Genomic DNA, 17,529 nt, shown 5'->3' on the forward strand with positions numbered 1-17,529 from the left:
ATGAACATGTTGGCTTTCGCCATCAACGCCGCGGAACGGGCACCGCTTTCTGACAGCCTGACGCTGGCTGGCATCGATTTTCTCTGCGCCCGCACCAAGCGGAAGCTGGAGAAATCCCCCCAGGAGGAAGAGCAGACATTCACGCAACGGATGACGGACTTTCCCGTTGCGACCAATACGGACGACGCCAATCGCCAGCATTATGAAGTTCCGGCAGAATTTTTTTCGCTGGTGCTCGGACAGCAGAGAAAATACTCCTGCTGCTATTATCCCGACGCCACCACGACGCTGGACGATGCTGAAACGGCCGCCCTCGCCGAAACCGTCAAGCATGCGGATCTTAACGACGGTATGGATATCTTGGAACTGGGCTGCGGCTGGGGGTCGCTTTCGCTCTACATGGCACGCCAGTTTCCGAATGCAAGCATCACATCCGTCTCCAATTCTGCGTCACAACGCGCCTATATTCTTGGTGAGGCAGAGCGTCATGGCGTCCGTAATCTGACTGTCATCACAGCGGACATGAATGACTTTGCACCATCTGGAAGCTACGACCGGATAGTCTCTGTCGAGATGTTCGAACACATGTCGAACTGGCGCACCTTGCTTGAGCGCACGCGCGGCTGGTTGCGGGACGACGGCAAACTGTTCATGCACGTCTTTACCCACAAAAATCGCTCCTACCGTTTTTGCCCCAGCGACCCGACTGACTGGATCGCACAACATTTCTTCACCGGCGGCATCATGCCAGCGCATGACCTGCCGCATCGCTTCGACGAGACATACAAAGTTGAGGCTGAATGGCGCTGGTCAGGTGAACATTACCGCCGAACGGCTATGCACTGGCTGGCCAACTTCGACCGGGAAGCTGAGCGTATCACACCGATCTTGAAGCAGGTTTACGGAGCAGATGCGGCTCTGTGGCGTCGTCGCTGGCGACTGTTCTTCCTCGCCACAGCCGGGCTCTTTGGCCATGAACAAGGCGAGGTTTGGGGCGTTGGCCACTACCTGCTTGCGCCCGCGAAACGATAACCGATGACAAACTCGGACGGAACGCGTGATCCCTTGACCGCAGCAACCATTACCGTTGCCTGGGTCATCATCTTGAACAAACCGTTCTACCCGCTGTCCATCTGGTGGCTGGTTGGTAATGGCGTAGAGGCATCGCTGATCAGCGTTGCCTCCATGCTGTTTTTTCTGGCCATACCCCTGATCGCCCGCAGATCAGCGCTTGCTGCACGTGTCGCACTGCCGTTGATCGGCACCATCGATACGATTTTTGAGACCAAACTGTTTGGCACCGCAGCTGGAACTGAGCTGTTTTTTGCCGCCTGCATCATGCTCGTCGCCCTCTCGTTCAAGGCAAACGAAAAGATGTGGCAGATCGGCATGACCGGCGTGGTCTTCGCCGGATTTCTGTTCACGCGCTACCTGATCGGTGACGCAATGCATATCTGGACCGCGCCTGATCTCGCCAAACTGTTCAACCTCAACGCTTTCGCCGTGGCATGCCTGACAGCCTTCATCGCGTTGCGCTATTCCGGTCTGGACAAGCGGGATCAGTCCTCCGGTGCGAGACCGTCGTAAACCTCCAGCAATGCAGCAGAGATTGCGGTGCCTAGAGCATTAGCGGCATCGCGAATGGCGACGTCGTCGCCCTGGCGCGAGGCAATCGCCAGATTTGACCCTTCGATCGAAATAATGGCTTTGGCGCGTTCAATGGCCCAAAGGCCGAAATCGCCGCGATTGTCTATCGACACAGTATCCATGCAATCCAATCCCGTCAAAACGAGCCATTACGGCGCGGGGTTTGATATAGCCTCCGTGTGTCGGAACTGTCAAAACTTGAGAGTTCATTCCTGATCGGCTACCACCTTTGAAAACATCTCGATTGGATCGATGCGGCGCATCATTGCGTTACGTTCCCGATCATCTTGATCGAAACAGCATGAAACGACCGGAATAAGGATGGATTTAACATGAGCCTGAAGTTTGGAACGAGCGGTCTTCGCGGACTTTCACAGGATTTGAAAGGCAAGGCCTCGGCAATCTACGCGACAGCCTTTGCGAGACACCTTCTGGCTTCAGGCATGGCGCAAGTGGGTGATCCAATCCTCATCGGCCAGGATTTCCGCGATTCCAGCCCGGATATCGCCCAGACTTGCATTGGCGCCTTGAAGGCCGCCGGATTGACGCCGCTCGATTGCGGAGCGCTGCCAACCCCTGCTCTGGCGCTTTACAGTCTCTCGTTGAAAGCCGCAGCTCTGATGATCACCGGATCCCACATTCCGGCAGATCGTAACGGCATCAAATTTTATCGCCCAGATGGAGAGATCGACAAGAAGGACGAATTAGCGATTGCTGAACTCGCCAGCCAAGTTGAAGTCGATGGCGTGACCGCAAACACCGCACAGGCCGATAACCACGCTGAGCAAGCCAACACCCTGTTTTTCCAGCGCAATGCTTCGTTGCTTTCGCAACAAGCCCTGACAGGTCTCAAAATCGGCGTCTACCAGCACAGCACCGTTGCCCGCGATCTCTTTGTCGATGTTCTGAAACACTACGGGGCAGAGGTCGTAGCAGTCGGTCGCTCGGAGACCTTTATTCCTGTCGACACGGAGGCCGTTTCCACCGATACGCTGGGAAAGCTTAAAGCTTGGGCTGCCGAACATCAGTTCGACGCTCTCATCTCCGCCGATGGTGATGGTGACCGTCCCCTGTTGGCCGATGAACGTGGAGTACCCCTGCGCGGCGATCTCATCGGTCTGATCACGGCAAACTTCTTGAAAGCGGATGTGGTTGTCACGCCGGTGACCTCCAACTCCGGCATCGAATCGAGTGGCGCGTTTGAGGTTGTGCGCACCAAGGTTGGTTCACCTTTTGTGATTGCTGGAATGGATGAAGCGATGGCCGCCGGTAAAAAAGGCATTATCGGCTTTGAAGCCAATGGTGGATTTCTGACAGCGTCACCCTTCGAACTTGGCGACAAAACCATCTCCCCGCTTCCGACACGCGACTGCTTCCTGCCCCTGCTGGCTGCCTTGAAGCTGGCTGCGGACCACAAAGAACCGATGTCACAGATCGCAGCGGCCTATCAGCTGCCCGTCGCTGCTGCTGATCGTTTGCAGGATTTTCCGCAAGACAAGAGTGCCGCCATTATGGATCATCTGCGGTCTTCGCGCGCCAACCTCGATGCATTCCTCGCACCCGTAGGTACCGTAAAGGGCACCAGCGATATAGATGGACTTCGCGTTACGCTGACCGATGGCAGCACCATCCATTTCCGCCCATCCGGCAACGCGCCCGAGATGCGCTGCTATGTGGAAGCAGCCAACGAGGATGAAGCCAACGCCTTACTGGCCAAGGGAATGGACCTTCTTCGCAATTTCGGTTGATACACACTCACCGGGTGCGACAATACGCTTTGTCGCATCTGCTGTTTGCGTTTGCGCTTTCTGGACGAAAGCGGCAAAACGCCTGAAAACGGAGACCGCGAGACGTGGCAGATGAAACCATCACGCTTTATGAGGCCATCGGCGGGGAGCGCACCGTTCGTGCCTTGACGCGTCGCTTCTACGAATTGATGGACACTTTGCCGGAAGCCTCCAATTGCCGTGCGATCCACCCGCCGGACTTGTCAGGCAGCGAGAACAAATTTACCGAATATCTGATTGGCTATCTTGGTGGTCCGCCGATCTATGTCGAGAAACACGGCCATCCCATGCTGCGCAGACGCCATTTCGTGGCGCCAATCGGCGCCACTGAGCGTGACGAGTGGCTGCTGTGCTTCCGCCGTGCGATGAACGAAACCATCGAAAACCCAAAGCTACGCGAGATCATCTGGACGCCCATCGAGCGATTGGCTTTCCACATGCAAAACCACGAAGAACAACGTCCATGAAAAGCAGCTGGCTGCGCCCGACAAGCCTTTTCCTCTCGGGCATTTTGGGCGCAGCAGGCGTTGCCCTTGCAGCTGCGGCGACACACACGGGCGCGACGCAGCTGCTGGGAAACGCGTCAGCCATGTGCTTGGCCCACGCCCCTGTCCTCATCGGCATCTACCTGGGTTGGGAACGCATCAGGACGGCTGCACCCGTAGCGGTTCTACTGGGTTTGGGAACGCTCATTTTCGCAGGCGATCTCGTCTCGAGACATTTTACCGAAAGCGGTCTGTTTCCCATGGCCGCACCGATGGGCGGGCTGGGGATGATCTTGGGTTGGCTCGCTCTTGCCAGCGCCGCTTTTTTCGCAGAGGCGCGTCGATAGCGTCAGTTTGCAGTGGTGCGATCATTCATCGTCTGGAGCGCTCGTTCCAAACTGGATTTGCTGCCGTTTCGCAAGGGAACAAAAGTCTTGCCGAATTTCTTGCAGCCGGACTTCACACGCAAACACGCATCGTGACTGATACAGTCGATGGGGCAAAACACGCAATCCACCGACGGCAGCAACGTATCAATGCGCGAAACAGCCTCTCGCAGGCCGCCGTCGTGATGGATGAGTTCCGCATCGAAATTGCTGGCAATCTGGCGAAGATGGGCCACCTGACAGTCACGGCCGCCGACGTAAAGAAAGCTTTTCGGCGCGGCTGGCGCTTGCAGAGAGGCTGAAGGTGCGACCTGCTGCGGGCGATTGTCCCGCTTACCGCTTCGCTCAACTTTCTTCTTTTCTTTCCGCGCCATGCCTCACCTTTTTATCAAAATCTGCCGCCTGTTCGCTCAGGCTGGCGACACGATAGTAAAGATGAGTTTTAGAGTAAAGTATAAAGTTGATAATTTACGTCATGTTTTTTTGAGCGGCGCCGGGATGATGCCCAGACCACCCATGAACAGCTGCTCCAGAAACCGTGCTGCGTCTTCGAACCGCCCCTCGCCTGCATGCGCTGACCCCAAAACTGAACGGACCTGAACATCGAAGTCGGCATAGTGCTGGGTCGTAGCCCAGATAGAGAAAATCAGGTGATAAGGGTCGCACGGCGCGATCCGTCCGGCTTTGGCCCAGGTGCGAATGACATCTGCCTTTTCATCGACCAGCTGTTTCAGCGGGCCTTTCAGCTCATCTTCCACATGAGGCGCACCTTGCAGAACCTCATTGGCAAACAGACGACTTTCTCTCGGATAGTCCCGTGCCATTTCCAGCTTGCGGCGAAGGTAGGATTTGATTTCCGTTTCGGGATTGCCCTCGGCATCGAACGCGCGAAGCGGGTCCAGCCAGGTATCCAGCACACGCTCGATCAGCGCGCGGTGCATGGTCTCTTTGGTACGGAAATAATAGAGCACGTTCGGCTTCGACATCCCCGCCACTTCGGCGATCTGGTCGATGGTCGTGCCGCGAAATCCATTTACGGAAAAGACATCCAAAGCCGCTTCTAAAATGATCTCTTCTTTTTCTTCCTGTATCCGCGTTCGTTTTTGCGTTTTCGCCGCTCTGGGTATGGCCATGAAGGATCTCTGTCTGTTTTACATGCAATCGGCAGGTCGGTATGGGCAAAAAATAATCGGCAATGAACGCTCAATCATGAAATACCGCTTTACACGGTGAAAATCCCTCGATCTTTTCTAACCGTCAAAGTTCGAAATAACAATGTTTACCAGTCGGTCAAATTAACGGCATGCCGCTTCGCTTTTGTATTTCATCGAATCCTACTGCGAACGGCACGCCCCTTGCATGATGACGCCCAAAACAGGTGAGGAAAAGACTGGCATGCCGGAAACACCCGCAAAAAATGAAGCAATCGGAAAAAACCTGACCATCGACGGCAACCGTCTGTGGAACAGTCTGATGGACATGGCGAAAATCGGCCCCGGCATTGCTGGCGGCAACAATCGCCAGACCCTGACGGATGAGGATGCGCAGGGCCGTGATCTCTTTAAACGCTGGTGCGAGGCTGCAGGAATGAGCGTGGGCGTCGATGCCATGGGCACGATGTTCGCAACGCGGCCCGGCACCGATCCGCAAGCACGACCCGTCTATATCGGCAGCCATCTCGATACGCAGCCGACCGGCGGAAAGTTTGATGGCGTCCTGGGGGTTCTGGCAGGGTTGGAAGTGGTGCGAAGCCTCAACGACCTCGACATCAAAACGAAACACGCAATCGTCGTTACCAACTGGGCCAATGAGGAAGGCGCTCGCTTTGCCCCCGCCATGCTGGCATCCGGCGTATTTGCTGGGATGCACGACCTCGATTACGCCTATGGCCGTACCGATACGGCAGGCAAGACCTATGGTGACGAACTGAAACGCATCGGCTGGCTCGGCGAAGAAGAGGTCGGCGCACGCAAGATGCACGCTTATTTTGAATATCACATTGAACAAGGGCCCATCCTCGAAGCGCAGGACAAACAGATTGGCGTCGTAACCCATTGTCAGGGCCTTTGGTGGCTGGAGGTGACGCTGACTGGAAAGGAAGCGCACACCGGCTCCACCCCCATGGCCATGCGCGTCAATGCAGGGCTCGCGGCTGCCCGCATTCTGGAAAAGGTGCAGGATGTCGCGATGGCCAATCAACCCGGCGCGGTTGCCGGTGTCGGGCAGATGATCTTTTCACCCAACTCCCGCAATGTACTGCCTGGAAAAGTGGTTTTCACCATCGACCTGCGCACACCGTCGCAGGAAAAGCTGGATGGAATGCGCGCGATCTTCGAAAAGGAAATCCCGAACATCGCGGCGGAGCTCGGCGTTGGATGCACAATAGAGGCTATTGGCCATTTTGACCCGGTGACCTTTGATCCCGTTCTGGTCGGACGTGTGCGCGACGCGGCAGAAAAGCTGGGCTACAGCCATATGGACATCATTTCCGGCGCGGGCCACGATGCCTGCTGGGCAGCACAGGTCGCGCCTTCGACCATGATTTTCTGCCCCTGCGTGGACGGCCTTTCCCACAACGAGGCCGAAGACATTTCTCCCGAATGGGCCGCGGCTGGCTGCAATGTATTGCTACACGCCGTGCTGGAAACTGCGGAGATCGTGGAATGACCACCATCATCAAGAACGGTACTATCGTCACCGCCGATCTGACCTACAGGGCCGACGTCAAGATCGATGGCGGCGTCATCACCGAGATCGGGCTGGACCTTTCCGGCGACAGCGTTCTGGATGCGACGGGTTGCTACGTGATGCCCGGCGGTATCGATCCGCATGTGCATCTGGAAATGCCGTTCATGGGCACCTATTCGGCGGATGATTTCGAGAGCGGCACACGCGCGGCCTTGAGCGGCGGGACGACGATGGTGGTGGACTTCTGCCTGCCAGAACCTGGACAATCACTGCTCGATGCCCTCAATCGCTGGGACAACAAGGCGACCCGCGCAACCTGCGACTACACCTTCCACATGGCCGTGACCTGGTGGAGCGAGCAGGTCTTCGACGAGATGAAGACCGTCGTTCAAGACAAGGGCATCAACAGCTTCAAGCACTTCATGGCCTACAAGGGCGCGTTGATGGTGAATGACGACGAGATGTTCGCGTCCTTCTCCCGCTGCGCAGAACTCGGCGCGCTCCCCATGGTGCATGCTGAGAACGGTGACATCGTCGCGCAGATGCAGGCAAAACTTCTGTCGGAAGGCAATAACGGTCCGGAGGCCCATGCCTATTCCCGCCCTGCCTCCGTCGAGGGGGAGGCTACCAACCGCGCCATCATCATCGCGGATATGGCAGGCGCACCGCTCTATGTCGTGCACACCTCCTGCGAACAGGCGCATGAGGCCATTCGCCGGGCGCGGCAGAGCGGTATGCGGGTTTACGGCGAGCCGCTCATCCAGCATCTGATCCTTGACGACAGCGAATATGCCAACCCGGATTGGGACCACGCCGCCCGCCGGGTGATGTCGCCTCCGTTCCGAAACAGGCAGCATCAGGACAGCCTGTGGGCGGGTCTCGCCGCGGGCTCGCTGCAATGCGTGGCCACCGACCATTGCGCGTTCACCACGCAGCAGAAGCGAAACGGTGTCGGAGATTTCACCAAAATACCGAATGGCACCGGCGGGCTCGAAGACCGCATGCCGCTGCTCTGGACACATGGCGTGACAACAGGTCGCCTGACGATGAACGAGTTCGTCGCTGTAACCTCCACCAACATCGCCAAAATCCTCAATCTCTACCCGAAAAAGGGTGCGATCCTTGTCGGCAGCGATGCCGACATCGTTGTCTGGGACCCGACGCGTGAAAAGACCATCGCGGCCAAAACTCAGCAATCCGCCATCGACTACAACGTCTTCGAAGGCCACACGGTGAAGGGATTGCCGCGCTTCACGCTCTCGCGCGGTGTGGTGGCAATCGAGGAAGGCACAGTGAAGACGCGTGAAGGCCACGGCCAGTTCGTGGCCCGAGAGCCGTACCCTGCAGTAGCCAAAGCATTGTCCACATGGAAGGAACTCGTCGCGCCGCGTAAGGTGGAGCGTGCGGGCATACCGGCAAGTGGAGTGTGATGATGAGCGTGTCGCCTCCCTTTTCCGTCGTTTCCGCCAAAAATCTTGGCCTCACCTTCAATACAAATGACGGGCCCGTCCACGCGCTTTCAAATGTCGATCTCGATGTGAAGAAAGGTGAATTTGTCTCCTTCATCGGACCGTCCGGCTGTGGCAAGACCACGTTTCTGCGCGTCATCGCCGATCTCGAAAAGCACACATCGGGCGAAATTACCGTCAACGGCACCACGCCTGAAAACGCCCGCAAGGATCGGTCCTATGGCTACGTATTTCAGGCCGCAGCGCTCTACCCGTGGCGCACCATTGAAAAGAACATTGCCCTGCCGCTCGAAATCATGGGGTACACCAAGACAGAACAACAAGCGCGCATCGAACGAACGCTCGATCTGGTCAATCTCAGCGGCTTTGCCAAGAAATTTCCCTGGCAACTGTCCGGCGGCATGCAGCAGCGCGCCTCCATCGCCCGCGCGCTCGCTTTCGATGCCGACCTGCTGCTGATGGACGAACCGTTCGGCGCGCTGGACGAGATCGTCCGCGACCATTTGAACGAGCAGCTTCTGAAACTCTGGAGCGCAACCGGCAAAACCATCTGCTTCGTCACCCACTCCATTCCCGAAGCCGTCTATCTCTCCACCAAAATCGTCGTCATGTCCCCCCGTCCAGGCCGGGTGACGGATATCATCGAGTCGACCTTGCCACGGGAGCGACCGCTGGAGATTCGCGAGACACCGGAGTTTCTGGAGATTGCTCATCGGGTGCGTGAGGGGTTGAAGGCGGGGCATAGTTATGAGGGGTGATGTTTCGACGTCGAGGTCAAGAGCCCCTCCCCATCCCCTCCCCACAAGGGGGAGGGGCTTAACCCAGCCGCATCCTTTCCGGCTCAATGAAGCCTCGGCGATGCAGCACGGTTTCTCCCCCCTTGTGGGGGAGATGGCCGGCAGGCCAGAGGGGGAACGCCGCAAAACGCTAACGGTGATGCGAGGGGTAGGCATGGCGCATTCGAATATCGAGCTTATAACGCGTCAGCGTGCCAGGACCCTGCGTCGGGAAATGACAAAAGCCGAACGGATCATGTGGGATATCCTTCGGGATTTCCGTCCCAGAGGCGCAAGGTTTCGTCGCGAAACGCCTATTGGGCCTTACATCGCGGATTTCGCCTGGCTATCCGCACGTTTCATCATAGAGGTCGATGGCGATAGCCATGAAACAACCCATGGTCGGAAACATGACATCAAGCGCGATGCTTTTCTCGTGTCTCAAGGCTTTACGGTGCTGCGGTTTGATAACAGTCAGATCATCGATAACCCCGACTACATAGTAATCTCACTGGAGCAATCCATCTCCCAATGTCTGGATCGAGGCCAGCCATGACCACCCTCCGACAGCGCATCCTGCCCGTCCTCACCATCATAGTCGCGATCCTCGTCTTATGGCACATCGCAGTCGTCTACCTCAACATGCCCTTCGCGCGTGATCAGGCCGCCAGAGCAGGCCAGCAACTGAGCTTTTCGGAACTCCTGCCGCAAACCTTCGCGCAGGAACGTCCTGTCCTGCCCGCGCCGCACCAGATTATCGCCGAGTTGTGGGATACCACCGTCAACAAGTCAGTCACCTCCAAACGCAGTCTCGTCTACCATGCCGGCATCACGCTCTCGGCGACGCTACTGGGTTTTGCCATCGGCACCGCGCTCGGCGTTTTGCTGGCGGTCGCCATTGTCCATAATCGGGCTATGGATCGCTCGGTCATGCCGTGGGTCATTGCCAGCCAGACCATACCGATTATCGCGGTGGCACCGATGATCATCGTCGTGCTCAATTCCATCGGCATATCGGGGCTGCTGCCAAAGGCACTGATTTCGACCTATCTGAGCTTCTTCCCCATCGTGGTCGGAATGGTGAAGGGGCTGCGCAGCCCTGAGAGCATTCAGTTAGACCTGATGCACACCTATTATGCAGCACCTTCGCAAATCTTCTGGAAGTTGCGATGGCCGTCTGCCCTGCCCTATCTGTTCACTTCGCTGAAAATCGCCATCGCCATTTCGCTGGTGGGTGCCATCGTCGGTGAACTGCCGACAGGGGCCGTTGCGGGTCTGGGCGCACGGTTGCTATCCGGCTCCTATTACGGCCAGACAGTACAAATCTGGGCCGCACTGTTCATGGCCGCCGCAGTCGCCGCCATTCTTGTTGCGATGGTCGGCATCGCCCACACCGCTGTGCTGAGAAGAATGGGAGAGCGGCCATGAGCAATCCTGGTTGGGTTATCGGCGCTGTCATTTTCTGGCTCGCCGCCTGGGCATTGAACGAATGGCTGGTGCGCCAGCGTTTTCAGACGCCCGTCGCAAAACGTGCGAGCAGCATCGCCATCCCGCTGATCTTCGGTGCGGCCATCATCGTGCTGTGGGAGGGCATGGTTCACGGCTTTGCCATCCCATCGATCCTGCTGCCAGCGCCGAGCGCCATCTTTCTGCGCCTCATCAGTTCCGTTCCCATCCTGTGGGCTGATTTCCGACAGACGTTTCTGAAAGCGGTGCTGACCGGATATGTGCTGGGCTGTGGTCTCGGCTTTGCCGTTGCCATCATCATAGATCGCTCCCCCTTCCTGCAACGCGGGCTGCTGCCGATTGGCAATTTCGTCTCTGCCCTGCCAGTGGTCGGGATCGCGCCGATCATGGTCATGTGGTTCGGCTTCGACTGGCTGTCCAAGGTCGCTGTCGTCGTCATCATGACGTTCTTTCCCATGCTGGTGAACACGGTGCAGGGGCTCTCGGCTTCCAGCCACATGGAGCGCGATTTGATGCACACCTATGCCGCAAACTGGTGGCAGACCTTGGTGAAGCTGCGCCTTCCGGCCGCTTGGCCTTTCATCTTCAACGCTTTGAAGATCAACTCTACGCTGGCGCTGATCGGTGCCATCGTCGCCGAGTTCTTCGGCACGCCCATCGTGGGCATGGGATTTCGTATTTCGGCCGAAATGGGCCGGAGCAATGTGGACATGGTCTGGGCCGAGATTGCCGTGGCGGCACTCGCAGGCTCGGGCTTTTACGGTTTGGTGGCGCTCGCAGAACGGGCCGTCACTTTCTGGCATCCGTCCGTCCGCAGTGGACGCACGTAAACAACGAAAAAAGGGAACAGCGATGAGAAACAGATTTGCATCCATGCTTCTGGCCGGGGCAACGCTGATGACGGCGTTCGGCGCGCACGCCGCCGAAAAGGTAACGCTTCAGCTCAAATGGGTCACGCAGGCCCAGTTTGCCGGGTATTATGTTGCCAAGGACAAGGGTTTCTACGAGGCGGAAGGTCTCGACGTCGATATCAAGCCCGGCGGCCCTGACATCGCACCCGCCCAAGTTCTGGCAGGCGGCGGTGCGGACGTTGTCGTGGACTGGCTGCCTTCTGCGCTGGCAACCCGTGAAAAGGGCGTTCCACTGGTCAACATTGCCCAGCCTTTCAAGAAATCCGGCATGATGCTGACCTGCTTGAAGGAAACCGGCATCACCAAGCCGGAAGATTTCAAGGGCAAGACGCTCGGCGTCTGGTTCTTCGGCAACGAATATCCCTTCCTGTCATGGATGGCGCATCTGAAAATTCCAACCACGGGCGGTGCCGATGGCGTGACCGTGCTGAAGCAGGGCTTCAACGTCGATCCGTTGCTGCAAAAGCAAGCCGCCTGCATTTCCACCATGACCTACAATGAATATTTGCAGGTATTGGAAGCGGGCGTGAAGGCCAGCGACCTCGTCACTTTCAAATACGAGGACGAAGGTGTGGCAACATTGGAAGACGGCCTCTACGTGCTGGAAGACAAATTGAAAGACGCCACGTTCAAGGAGAACATGGTCAAGTTCGTGCGCGCCTCCATGAAGGGTTGGAAGTGGGCGGAAGAAAACCCCAACGATGCCGCTGACATCATCCTGGAAAACGACGCATCCGGCGCGCAGACCGAAGCGCACCAGAAGGGCATGATGACGGAAGTTGCCAAGCTGACCGCCGGCTCCACGGGCGCTCTCGACAAAGCCGATTACGACCGCACCGTCAAAACGTTGCTGGGCGGCGGCTCCGACCCCGTCATCACAAAGGAGCCGACCGGCGCATTCACGACTGACATCACCGATGCTGCGTTGAAGTAGGATATTGCCATTCTCAGGGCGCGGAGCAATTTTTCGCGCCCTGAGCTTCCAATGGGACGTTATCAAGCCACGAGATTTAACATACGAAATGTAGACCCAACCGACCTGTAAGACGGATTGAATTACCTCGCGCGACCATTTACACTCCATCACGACAAAGTTGAATATTTGCCTTGCGATAAATTTTGCCTTTTGTGGACGGGCATGTTTCTTGAAGGACGCAGAAAGCTGCGAGGTGGGCGAAGGTTTTGTCACCCGGATTTTTGCTTTCATTTTCGCATGACCTTCAAAGGCACCTGATGTGTTGGCTGGACGTGCGATCCGATATCTGGAACGGACAGGCACATGCAGCGTAAGACAATCGCATCCGGGCTCGCAATCATCATGGCTTCGGCACTTATTGCGCCCGGACTTGCTGGTGCCCAGGGTGGAGCTGACCGCAAAAATCTACCCTCCATCGTCGTCAGTGAAGCAACGACGCGCGAACTCGTGGACCGTGTTGTGGCGACGGGAACGCTGAGGCCGGTCGATGAGATTTACGTTCAGCCGCTGGTGGATGGCTTGTCGATTGACACCTTGAATGTCGATATCGGCGATAAGGTCGCGGCAGGCACCTCGCTTGCCGAGCTTTCAAAGGACAGTCTGATCCTGGAAAAAAGTCAGCTTCAGGCCAACAGGGCCAAGGCGGAAGCTTCCGTTGCGCAAAGCAAGGCTCAGGTCATAGAGGCACAAGCCAATTACGACGACGCCATTCGCCAACGTGACCGGGCAGACCGTCTCGGTAAATCCGGTTCTGGTTCGGTTTCTCAGGTCGAACAGACCGCTGCCGCTGCAGAGGTAGCACTGGCACGCCTTCAGGCCTCCAGGCAGGCCGTCACGGTTGGTGAAGCCGACATCAAGGTCGTGGATGCGCAGATCGGCGATATCGATCTGAAACTATCGCGCACCAGCGTCAAAACACCCGTCGCCGGTATTATTTCGGCCAAGAATGCCCGTGTCGGTGCCATCGCCAGCGGCAGCGGCGATCCGCTCTTTACGGTTATCAAGGACAATGCGATCGAACTGGTTGCCGATCTCTCGGAAACCGACATCCAGAAAGTCGAGCCCGGGCAACGGGCCGTCATCACGGTTGCTGGTGGTCGCAACAAGATAGAAGGCAAGGTACGGCTGGTCTCACCCACGGTTGACGCGACAACGCGTCTCGGCTCCGTCCATATTTTGCTGCCAGCTGATAGCCCAGCGCGCGCCGGTATGTATGGTAGCGCCGAAGTGGTGATAGCCTCCGCCAATGCCTTGGCACTCCCGCTTTCGGCCGTTACCTCAGGCCGCGATGGTTCGACCACCAGGCGCGTCGAAGATGGCGTGGTTAAACAGGTGGCTGTCGAAATCGGCATTCAGGACGGTGGTTTCGTGGAAATCAAGAACGGGATTTCTGTGGGAGACGTGGTCGTCGAAAAAGCGGGCGCATTCGTGCGCGATGGTGACAAGATCAACCCGGTCCCGGCTGATGCCGCAGCCTCGAACTGACTGAGAGAACACCATGAATTTTTCCGCATGGTCCATCCGTAATCCGATAGCACCGCTGCTTTGCTTCGCATTGCTGCTGTTTTTAGGCGTCAAGGCATTTTATGATCTGCCGATCACCCGCTTTCCCAACATCGACGTGCCGGTGGTAGCGATTACCGTCACACAAAGCGGCGCATCACCGTCCGAACTCGAAGCGCAGGTCACAAAGGAAGTCGAAGACGCGGTCGCGTCCATCAGCGGCATCGATGAGATACAGTCAACCGTCACAGACGGCCAGTCCCTTACCACTGTTCTGTTCCGAATCGAAAAGCCAACGGAAGAAGCGGTTCAGGACACCAAGGATGCCATTGATAAAATCCGCAGCGAGTTGCCTGCGGATATCGAAGAGCCCGTTGTCAGCAAGATCGATGTTGAGGGGCAGGCAATCCAGACCTTTGCCGTCTCCTCGCCCAACATGACGCTGGAGGAGCTGTCCTGGTTCGTGGACGACACCATCAAGCGGGCGCTTCAGGGCCAGTCGGGTATCGGCAAGATCGACCGCTACGGCGGCGCGGACCGCGAAGTGCGTGTGTCTCTCAATCCAGCCAAACTCGATGCCTACGGTATCACCGCATCGGACGTGAACACACAGCTGCGCGGCACCAACATCGATCTCGGCTCCGGTCGCGGACAGGTGGCAGGCAACGAACAGACGATCCGTACCTTGGGCGATACTCGTGATGTGGCGCAGCTGTCCAACACCACGATTTCGCTGTCCAATGGTCGCTTCGTCAAGCTGTCGGAACTCGGAACCGTCACCGACACCTATGAAGAGCCGAAATCCTTCTCGCGCTTCAACGGCAACCCGGGCGTAACCTTTGCCGTCTTCCGTTCCAAAGGCGCAAGCGAGGTATCCGTTGCCGAAACGGTCGCGCAAAATCTCGATAAGGTGCGCGCAGACCATCCCAATGTCTCCATCGAAATGGTCGATGACTCCGTCTATTTTACCTATGGCAACTATGAGGCCGCCCTTCACACGCTCGTTGAAGGCTCTATTCTTGCCGTTGTCGTGGTCCTGCTTTTCCTGCGAAACTGGCGTGCGACACTGATTGCCGCTGTGGCGTTGCCACTGTCAGCTATCCCGACCTTCTGGGTCATGGACGTCCTAGGCTTCTCACTCAACCTCGTCAGCTTCCTCGCCTTGACGTTGGCAACGGGTATCCTCGTGGACGATGCCATCGTGGAGGTGGAAAACATCTCCCGCCACATAAAGATGGGCAAATCGCCCTATCGTGCCTCGCTGGAGGCCGCCGATGAAATCGGCCTAGCGGTCATCGCCACCAGCTTCACCATCATTGCGGTCTTTGTACCGGTGTCTTTCATGCCGGGCATACCGGGTCAGTATTTCATTCAATTCGGCCTCACGGTTGCGTTCTCGGTGTTTTTCTCACTGATGGTCGCGCGCCTCATCACACCGCTGATGGCCGCGTACCTCATGCGTTCCGATGATGCTGTCGATGACCACCACGACAATGACGGCTGGCTGATGAAATCCTATACGCGGATGGTCACGGCGACCACCAGCAAATGGTGGGCGCGTTATCTGACATTGCTGGGTGCCATCGGCTTCCTCGTCGGGTCCATCGTGCTTCTCAGCGGCGTTCCAGGCAGCTTCCTGCCGCCGGATGACGCATCGCGCGTCGTGCTGTCCGTAGAACTTCCACCAAACGCGAAACTTGAAGAAACCGACGCGACGACATCGAAAATCTTTCAGGCCGTGAAAGATATCGACGGCGTCCAGAGCGTTTTCATTCTTGGCGGCGCATCGCCCAAGGGCGACCTTGAGTTACGACGTGCGACAGTGCGCGTCATTCTCCAGAACATCGATCATTCGCTTCTGAAAACACTCGTCAATAGCGGGCTGGGCTCGATACCGCTCATCGGCCCCTACCTTCCCAAGGTCGAAGACAGGGGCAGAACACGACCGCAATGGGATGTGGAGCGCGATATTTTCGCCAGGGTGAACACCATACCGGACGTTCGCATCATCAAGCTGAACGATCGTGGCGAACGGGAACTGAGTTTCAACTTCCTGTCGTCGAGTGAAGAGGATTTGCAAAAAGCGGTGAGCACTCTGGAGACGCGTCTTCGCGCCTCGCCGATCCTTGTCAATATCAGCTCGGAAGGCGCACTTCCACGCCCGGAACTGCAAATTCGTCCGCGCAAGGACGAGATCGCACGCCTCGGCATCACCCCGCAGCAGATATCGCAGACGGTACGCGTGGCGACCATCGGCGATATCGATGCGCAACTCACCAAGATTTCGCTGGATGATCGGCAAATCCCGATCCGCGTTCAGGCATCGCTCGACGTTCGTCGTGATCTAGCCTCCATCCGAGCCCTGAAGATCAAGACGGCAACCGGCGCCACGGTGCCACTCTCCAGCGTTGCCGACATTGACTACTCCGAGGGTCCGAGTTCGATCAAGCGCAACGATCGCAACCGCGTGGTCTCCATCGGCTCTGATGTCCCGTTTGGCACGGCGCTGGACACCTCCTCGGCCGAGTTCAAGCGCATCGTTGCCGAGACCAAGCTGCCTGCCACGGTGCGTCTTGCCGAAAGTGGTGACGCAAAGGTACAGGGGGAAATGCAGCAGGGCTTCACCAATGCCATGCTGCTTGGCCTCCTGTTGGTGCTGGTTGTTCTCATTCTGTTGTTCAAGGATGTCATCCAGCCCTTCACCATCCTGTTCTCGCTACCGTTGGCGATCGGCGGTGTAGCGGTGGCTCTCATCATCACAAACAACGCGCTGTCGATGCCGGTCCTGATTGGCATCCTGATGCTGATGGGTATCGTCACCAAAAACGCCATTCTTCTGGTGGATTTCGCCATTGAAATGCGTCGTCATGGCATGGAGCGGGTTCACGCCATGGTTGAGGCCGGGCGCAAGCGCGCCCGCCCCATCATCATGACCTCCATCGCCATGTCGGCAGGCATGCTGCCGTCTGCGCTGGGCGTGGGCGAAGGTGGATCCTTCCGTTCGCCGATGGCCATTGCCGTCATTGGCGGCATCATCGTGTCGACGGTTCTATCTCTGGTTGTCGTTCCGGCCTTCTTCCTCATCATGGACGACCTGTCGCTACTCCTCGGTCGCCTCTTCGGCCGCTTCATCGGCAAGAAGGAAGAGGAACATCCGGTCCTGTCCAGCGAGGAACTATCGGAAGCGGCCCGTACCAATCAAGACGCGTTGTTTGGCCTTGAAGAGCGTCTGGCAAACATCGAGCGAAAAAACGGTGCAGGCCAAAACAACAACGATAATGCCAGCAATGTTCTGCGTCTGCCGCCGCTGGCCGCAGAATAACATTATCAGCGACAGCCAAGGAAACACCGGAACGGTCCGGCGTTTCTGTTCAGTCTGCGGATGAGAGAAGCAAACGGGTTGATCGAAATCGAGGTCGTTGAAACGGCCTCGA

At 57.3% G+C, this 17,529-nt stretch carries 17 protein-coding genes; 14 read left to right on the forward strand and 3 right to left on the reverse strand.

Annotated elements, in window-relative coordinates; genetic code table 11:
* Together GGQ73_RS09095 and GGQ73_RS09100 are read left to right on the forward strand one after the other, a co-directional pair.
* Complete coding sequence (locus tag GGQ73_RS09095) at positions 1 to 1,032, forward strand: SAM-dependent methyltransferase (RefSeq protein WP_174153755.1); 1,032 nt, start codon at positions 1 to 3, stop codon at positions 1,030 to 1,032.
* A 3-nt stretch (positions 1,033 to 1,035) separates the two neighbouring features.
* The gene (locus tag GGQ73_RS09100) at positions 1,036 to 1,587 is read left to right on the forward strand and encodes a hypothetical protein (RefSeq protein WP_183895729.1); all 552 of its coding nucleotides are present in this window, start codon (positions 1,036 to 1,038) and stop codon (positions 1,585 to 1,587) included.
* On the opposite strand, the gene GGQ73_RS09105 is transcribed toward GGQ73_RS09100, so the two are convergent.
* A complete protein-coding gene (locus GGQ73_RS09105; RefSeq protein WP_183895731.1) occupies positions 1,560 to 1,769 on the reverse strand; it encodes a hypothetical protein in 210 nt (69 codons plus the stop codon). The two genes, GGQ73_RS09100 and GGQ73_RS09105, sit on opposite strands and share 28 nt — an antisense overlap.
* Positions 1,770 to 1,979: 210 nt before the next feature.
* Here GGQ73_RS09105 and GGQ73_RS09110 point away from each other — a divergent pair, with 210 nt between their 5' ends.
* The 3 genes from GGQ73_RS09110 (at position 1,980) to GGQ73_RS09120 (ending at position 4,266) form a co-directional block, all read left to right on the forward strand.
* Positions 1,980 to 3,395, forward strand: coding sequence for a phosphomannomutase (locus GGQ73_RS09110; protein ID WP_183895733.1), 1,416 nt, complete (start codon positions 1,980 to 1,982; stop codon positions 3,393 to 3,395).
* 104 nt (positions 3,396 to 3,499) lie between these two features.
* Positions 3,500 to 3,901, forward strand: a complete 402-nt coding sequence (locus GGQ73_RS09115) for a group II truncated hemoglobin (RefSeq protein ID WP_183895734.1) — start codon at positions 3,500 to 3,502, stop codon at positions 3,899 to 3,901.
* Positions 3,898 to 4,266 carry a DUF423 domain-containing protein gene (locus tag GGQ73_RS09120; protein ID WP_183895736.1) on the forward strand — a complete coding sequence of 123 codons (369 nt, stop codon included), beginning with the start codon at positions 3,898 to 3,900 and terminating at the stop codon, positions 4,264 to 4,266. The genes GGQ73_RS09115 and GGQ73_RS09120 overlap by 4 nt, the downstream gene beginning before the upstream one ends.
* Positions 4,267 to 4,268: 2 nt before the next feature.
* Here the strand turns inward: GGQ73_RS09120 and GGQ73_RS09125 are convergent, their stop codons facing one another.
* Both GGQ73_RS09125 and GGQ73_RS09130 read right to left on the reverse strand, forming a co-directional pair.
* Positions 4,269 to 4,679: a DUF2325 domain-containing protein gene (locus GGQ73_RS09125; protein ID WP_183895738.1), complete on the reverse strand. Its 411-nt coding sequence runs from the start codon at positions 4,677 to 4,679 to the stop codon at positions 4,269 to 4,271.
* A gap of 99 nt (positions 4,680 to 4,778) precedes the next feature.
* On the reverse strand, positions 4,779 to 5,438 hold the full coding sequence (locus GGQ73_RS09130) for a TetR family transcriptional regulator C-terminal domain-containing protein (protein WP_183895740.1): 660 nt from the start codon (positions 5,436 to 5,438) through the stop codon (positions 4,779 to 4,781).
* Between the two features lie 262 nt (positions 5,439 to 5,700).
* On the opposite strand from GGQ73_RS09130, the gene GGQ73_RS09135 reads away from it, so the two are divergent.
* The 9 genes from GGQ73_RS09135 to GGQ73_RS09175 all read left to right on the forward strand — a co-directional run bounded on the left by GGQ73_RS09135 (position 5,701) and on the right by GGQ73_RS09175 (position 17,417).
* Positions 5,701 to 6,972, forward strand: a complete 1,272-nt coding sequence (locus tag GGQ73_RS09135) for a Zn-dependent hydrolase (RefSeq protein WP_183895742.1) — start codon at positions 5,701 to 5,703, stop codon at positions 6,970 to 6,972.
* Positions 6,969 to 8,423, forward strand: coding sequence for a dihydropyrimidinase (gene hydA, locus GGQ73_RS09140; RefSeq protein ID WP_183895744.1), 1,455 nt, complete (start codon positions 6,969 to 6,971; stop codon positions 8,421 to 8,423). Before GGQ73_RS09135 ends, hydA begins: the two co-directional genes overlap by 4 nt.
* A gap of 2 nt (positions 8,424 to 8,425) precedes the next feature.
* Positions 8,426 to 9,220, forward strand: a complete 795-nt coding sequence (locus GGQ73_RS09145) for an ABC transporter ATP-binding protein (protein WP_183895746.1) — start codon at positions 8,426 to 8,428, stop codon at positions 9,218 to 9,220.
* A 193-nt stretch (positions 9,221 to 9,413) separates the two neighbouring features.
* Positions 9,414 to 9,794, forward strand: a complete 381-nt coding sequence (locus GGQ73_RS09150; RefSeq protein WP_183895748.1) for an endonuclease domain-containing protein — start codon at positions 9,414 to 9,416, stop codon at positions 9,792 to 9,794.
* The gene (locus GGQ73_RS09155) at positions 9,791 to 10,666 is read left to right on the forward strand and encodes an ABC transporter permease (protein ID WP_183895750.1); all 876 of its coding nucleotides are present in this window, start codon (positions 9,791 to 9,793) and stop codon (positions 10,664 to 10,666) included. Before GGQ73_RS09150 ends, GGQ73_RS09155 begins: the two co-directional genes overlap by 4 nt.
* Positions 10,663 to 11,535, forward strand: coding sequence for an ABC transporter permease (locus GGQ73_RS09160; RefSeq protein ID WP_183895752.1), 873 nt, complete (start codon positions 10,663 to 10,665; stop codon positions 11,533 to 11,535). Before GGQ73_RS09155 ends, GGQ73_RS09160 begins: the two co-directional genes overlap by 4 nt.
* Before the next feature lie 22 nt (positions 11,536 to 11,557).
* Positions 11,558 to 12,550, forward strand: coding sequence for an ABC transporter substrate-binding protein (locus GGQ73_RS09165; RefSeq protein ID WP_183895754.1), 993 nt, complete (start codon positions 11,558 to 11,560; stop codon positions 12,548 to 12,550).
* Between the two features lie 345 nt (positions 12,551 to 12,895).
* Positions 12,896 to 14,077, forward strand: coding sequence for an efflux RND transporter periplasmic adaptor subunit (locus tag GGQ73_RS09170; RefSeq protein ID WP_183895756.1), 1,182 nt, complete (start codon positions 12,896 to 12,898; stop codon positions 14,075 to 14,077).
* A gap of 13 nt (positions 14,078 to 14,090) precedes the next feature.
* A complete protein-coding gene (locus GGQ73_RS09175) occupies positions 14,091 to 17,417 on the forward strand; it encodes an efflux RND transporter permease subunit (protein WP_183895758.1) in 3,327 nt (1,108 codons plus the stop codon).
* Positions 17,418 to 17,529: the final 112 nt, after the last annotated feature.

It is taken from the genome of Rhizobium skierniewicense (assembly GCF_014196515.1).
GTDB classification, from domain to species: Bacteria; Pseudomonadota; Alphaproteobacteria; order Rhizobiales; family Rhizobiaceae; genus Agrobacterium; species Agrobacterium skierniewicense.

What these genes read in the sequence shown, in the direction of transcription:
- GGQ73_RS09175 (WP_183895758.1), top strand. Translation starts at nt 14,091, where the DNA reads ATGAATTTTTCCGCATGGTCCATCCGTAATCCGATAGCACCGCTGCTT.
- hydA (WP_183895744.1), top strand. Translation starts at nt 6,969, where the DNA reads ATGACCACCATCATCAAGAACGGTACTATCGTCACCGCCGATCTGACC.
- GGQ73_RS09105 (WP_183895731.1), bottom strand. Translation starts at nt 1,769, where the DNA reads ATGGATACTGTGTCGATAGACAATCGCGGCGATTTCGGCCTTTGGGCC.
- GGQ73_RS09170 (WP_183895756.1), top strand. Translation starts at nt 12,896, where the DNA reads ATGCAGCGTAAGACAATCGCATCCGGGCTCGCAATCATCATGGCTTCG.
- GGQ73_RS09100 (WP_183895729.1), top strand. Translation starts at nt 1,036, where the DNA reads ATGACAAACTCGGACGGAACGCGTGATCCCTTGACCGCAGCAACCATT.
- GGQ73_RS09125 (WP_183895738.1), bottom strand. Translation starts at nt 4,679, where the DNA reads ATGGCGCGGAAAGAAAAGAAGAAAGTTGAGCGAAGCGGTAAGCGGGAC.
- GGQ73_RS09150 (WP_183895748.1), top strand. Translation starts at nt 9,414, where the DNA reads ATGGCGCATTCGAATATCGAGCTTATAACGCGTCAGCGTGCCAGGACC.
- GGQ73_RS09130 (WP_183895740.1), bottom strand. Translation starts at nt 5,438, where the DNA reads ATGGCCATACCCAGAGCGGCGAAAACGCAAAAACGAACGCGGATACAG.
- GGQ73_RS09155 (WP_183895750.1), top strand. Translation starts at nt 9,791, where the DNA reads ATGACCACCCTCCGACAGCGCATCCTGCCCGTCCTCACCATCATAGTC.
- GGQ73_RS09145 (WP_183895746.1), top strand. Translation starts at nt 8,426, where the DNA reads ATGAGCGTGTCGCCTCCCTTTTCCGTCGTTTCCGCCAAAAATCTTGGC.
- GGQ73_RS09095 (WP_174153755.1), top strand. Translation starts at nt 1, where the DNA reads ATGAACATGTTGGCTTTCGCCATCAACGCCGCGGAACGGGCACCGCTT.
- GGQ73_RS09160 (WP_183895752.1), top strand. Translation starts at nt 10,663, where the DNA reads ATGAGCAATCCTGGTTGGGTTATCGGCGCTGTCATTTTCTGGCTCGCC.
- GGQ73_RS09135 (WP_183895742.1), top strand. Translation starts at nt 5,701, where the DNA reads ATGCCGGAAACACCCGCAAAAAATGAAGCAATCGGAAAAAACCTGACC.
- GGQ73_RS09110 (WP_183895733.1), top strand. Translation starts at nt 1,980, where the DNA reads ATGAGCCTGAAGTTTGGAACGAGCGGTCTTCGCGGACTTTCACAGGAT.
- GGQ73_RS09165 (WP_183895754.1), top strand. Translation starts at nt 11,558, where the DNA reads ATGAGAAACAGATTTGCATCCATGCTTCTGGCCGGGGCAACGCTGATG.
- GGQ73_RS09120 (WP_183895736.1), top strand. Translation starts at nt 3,898, where the DNA reads ATGAAAAGCAGCTGGCTGCGCCCGACAAGCCTTTTCCTCTCGGGCATT.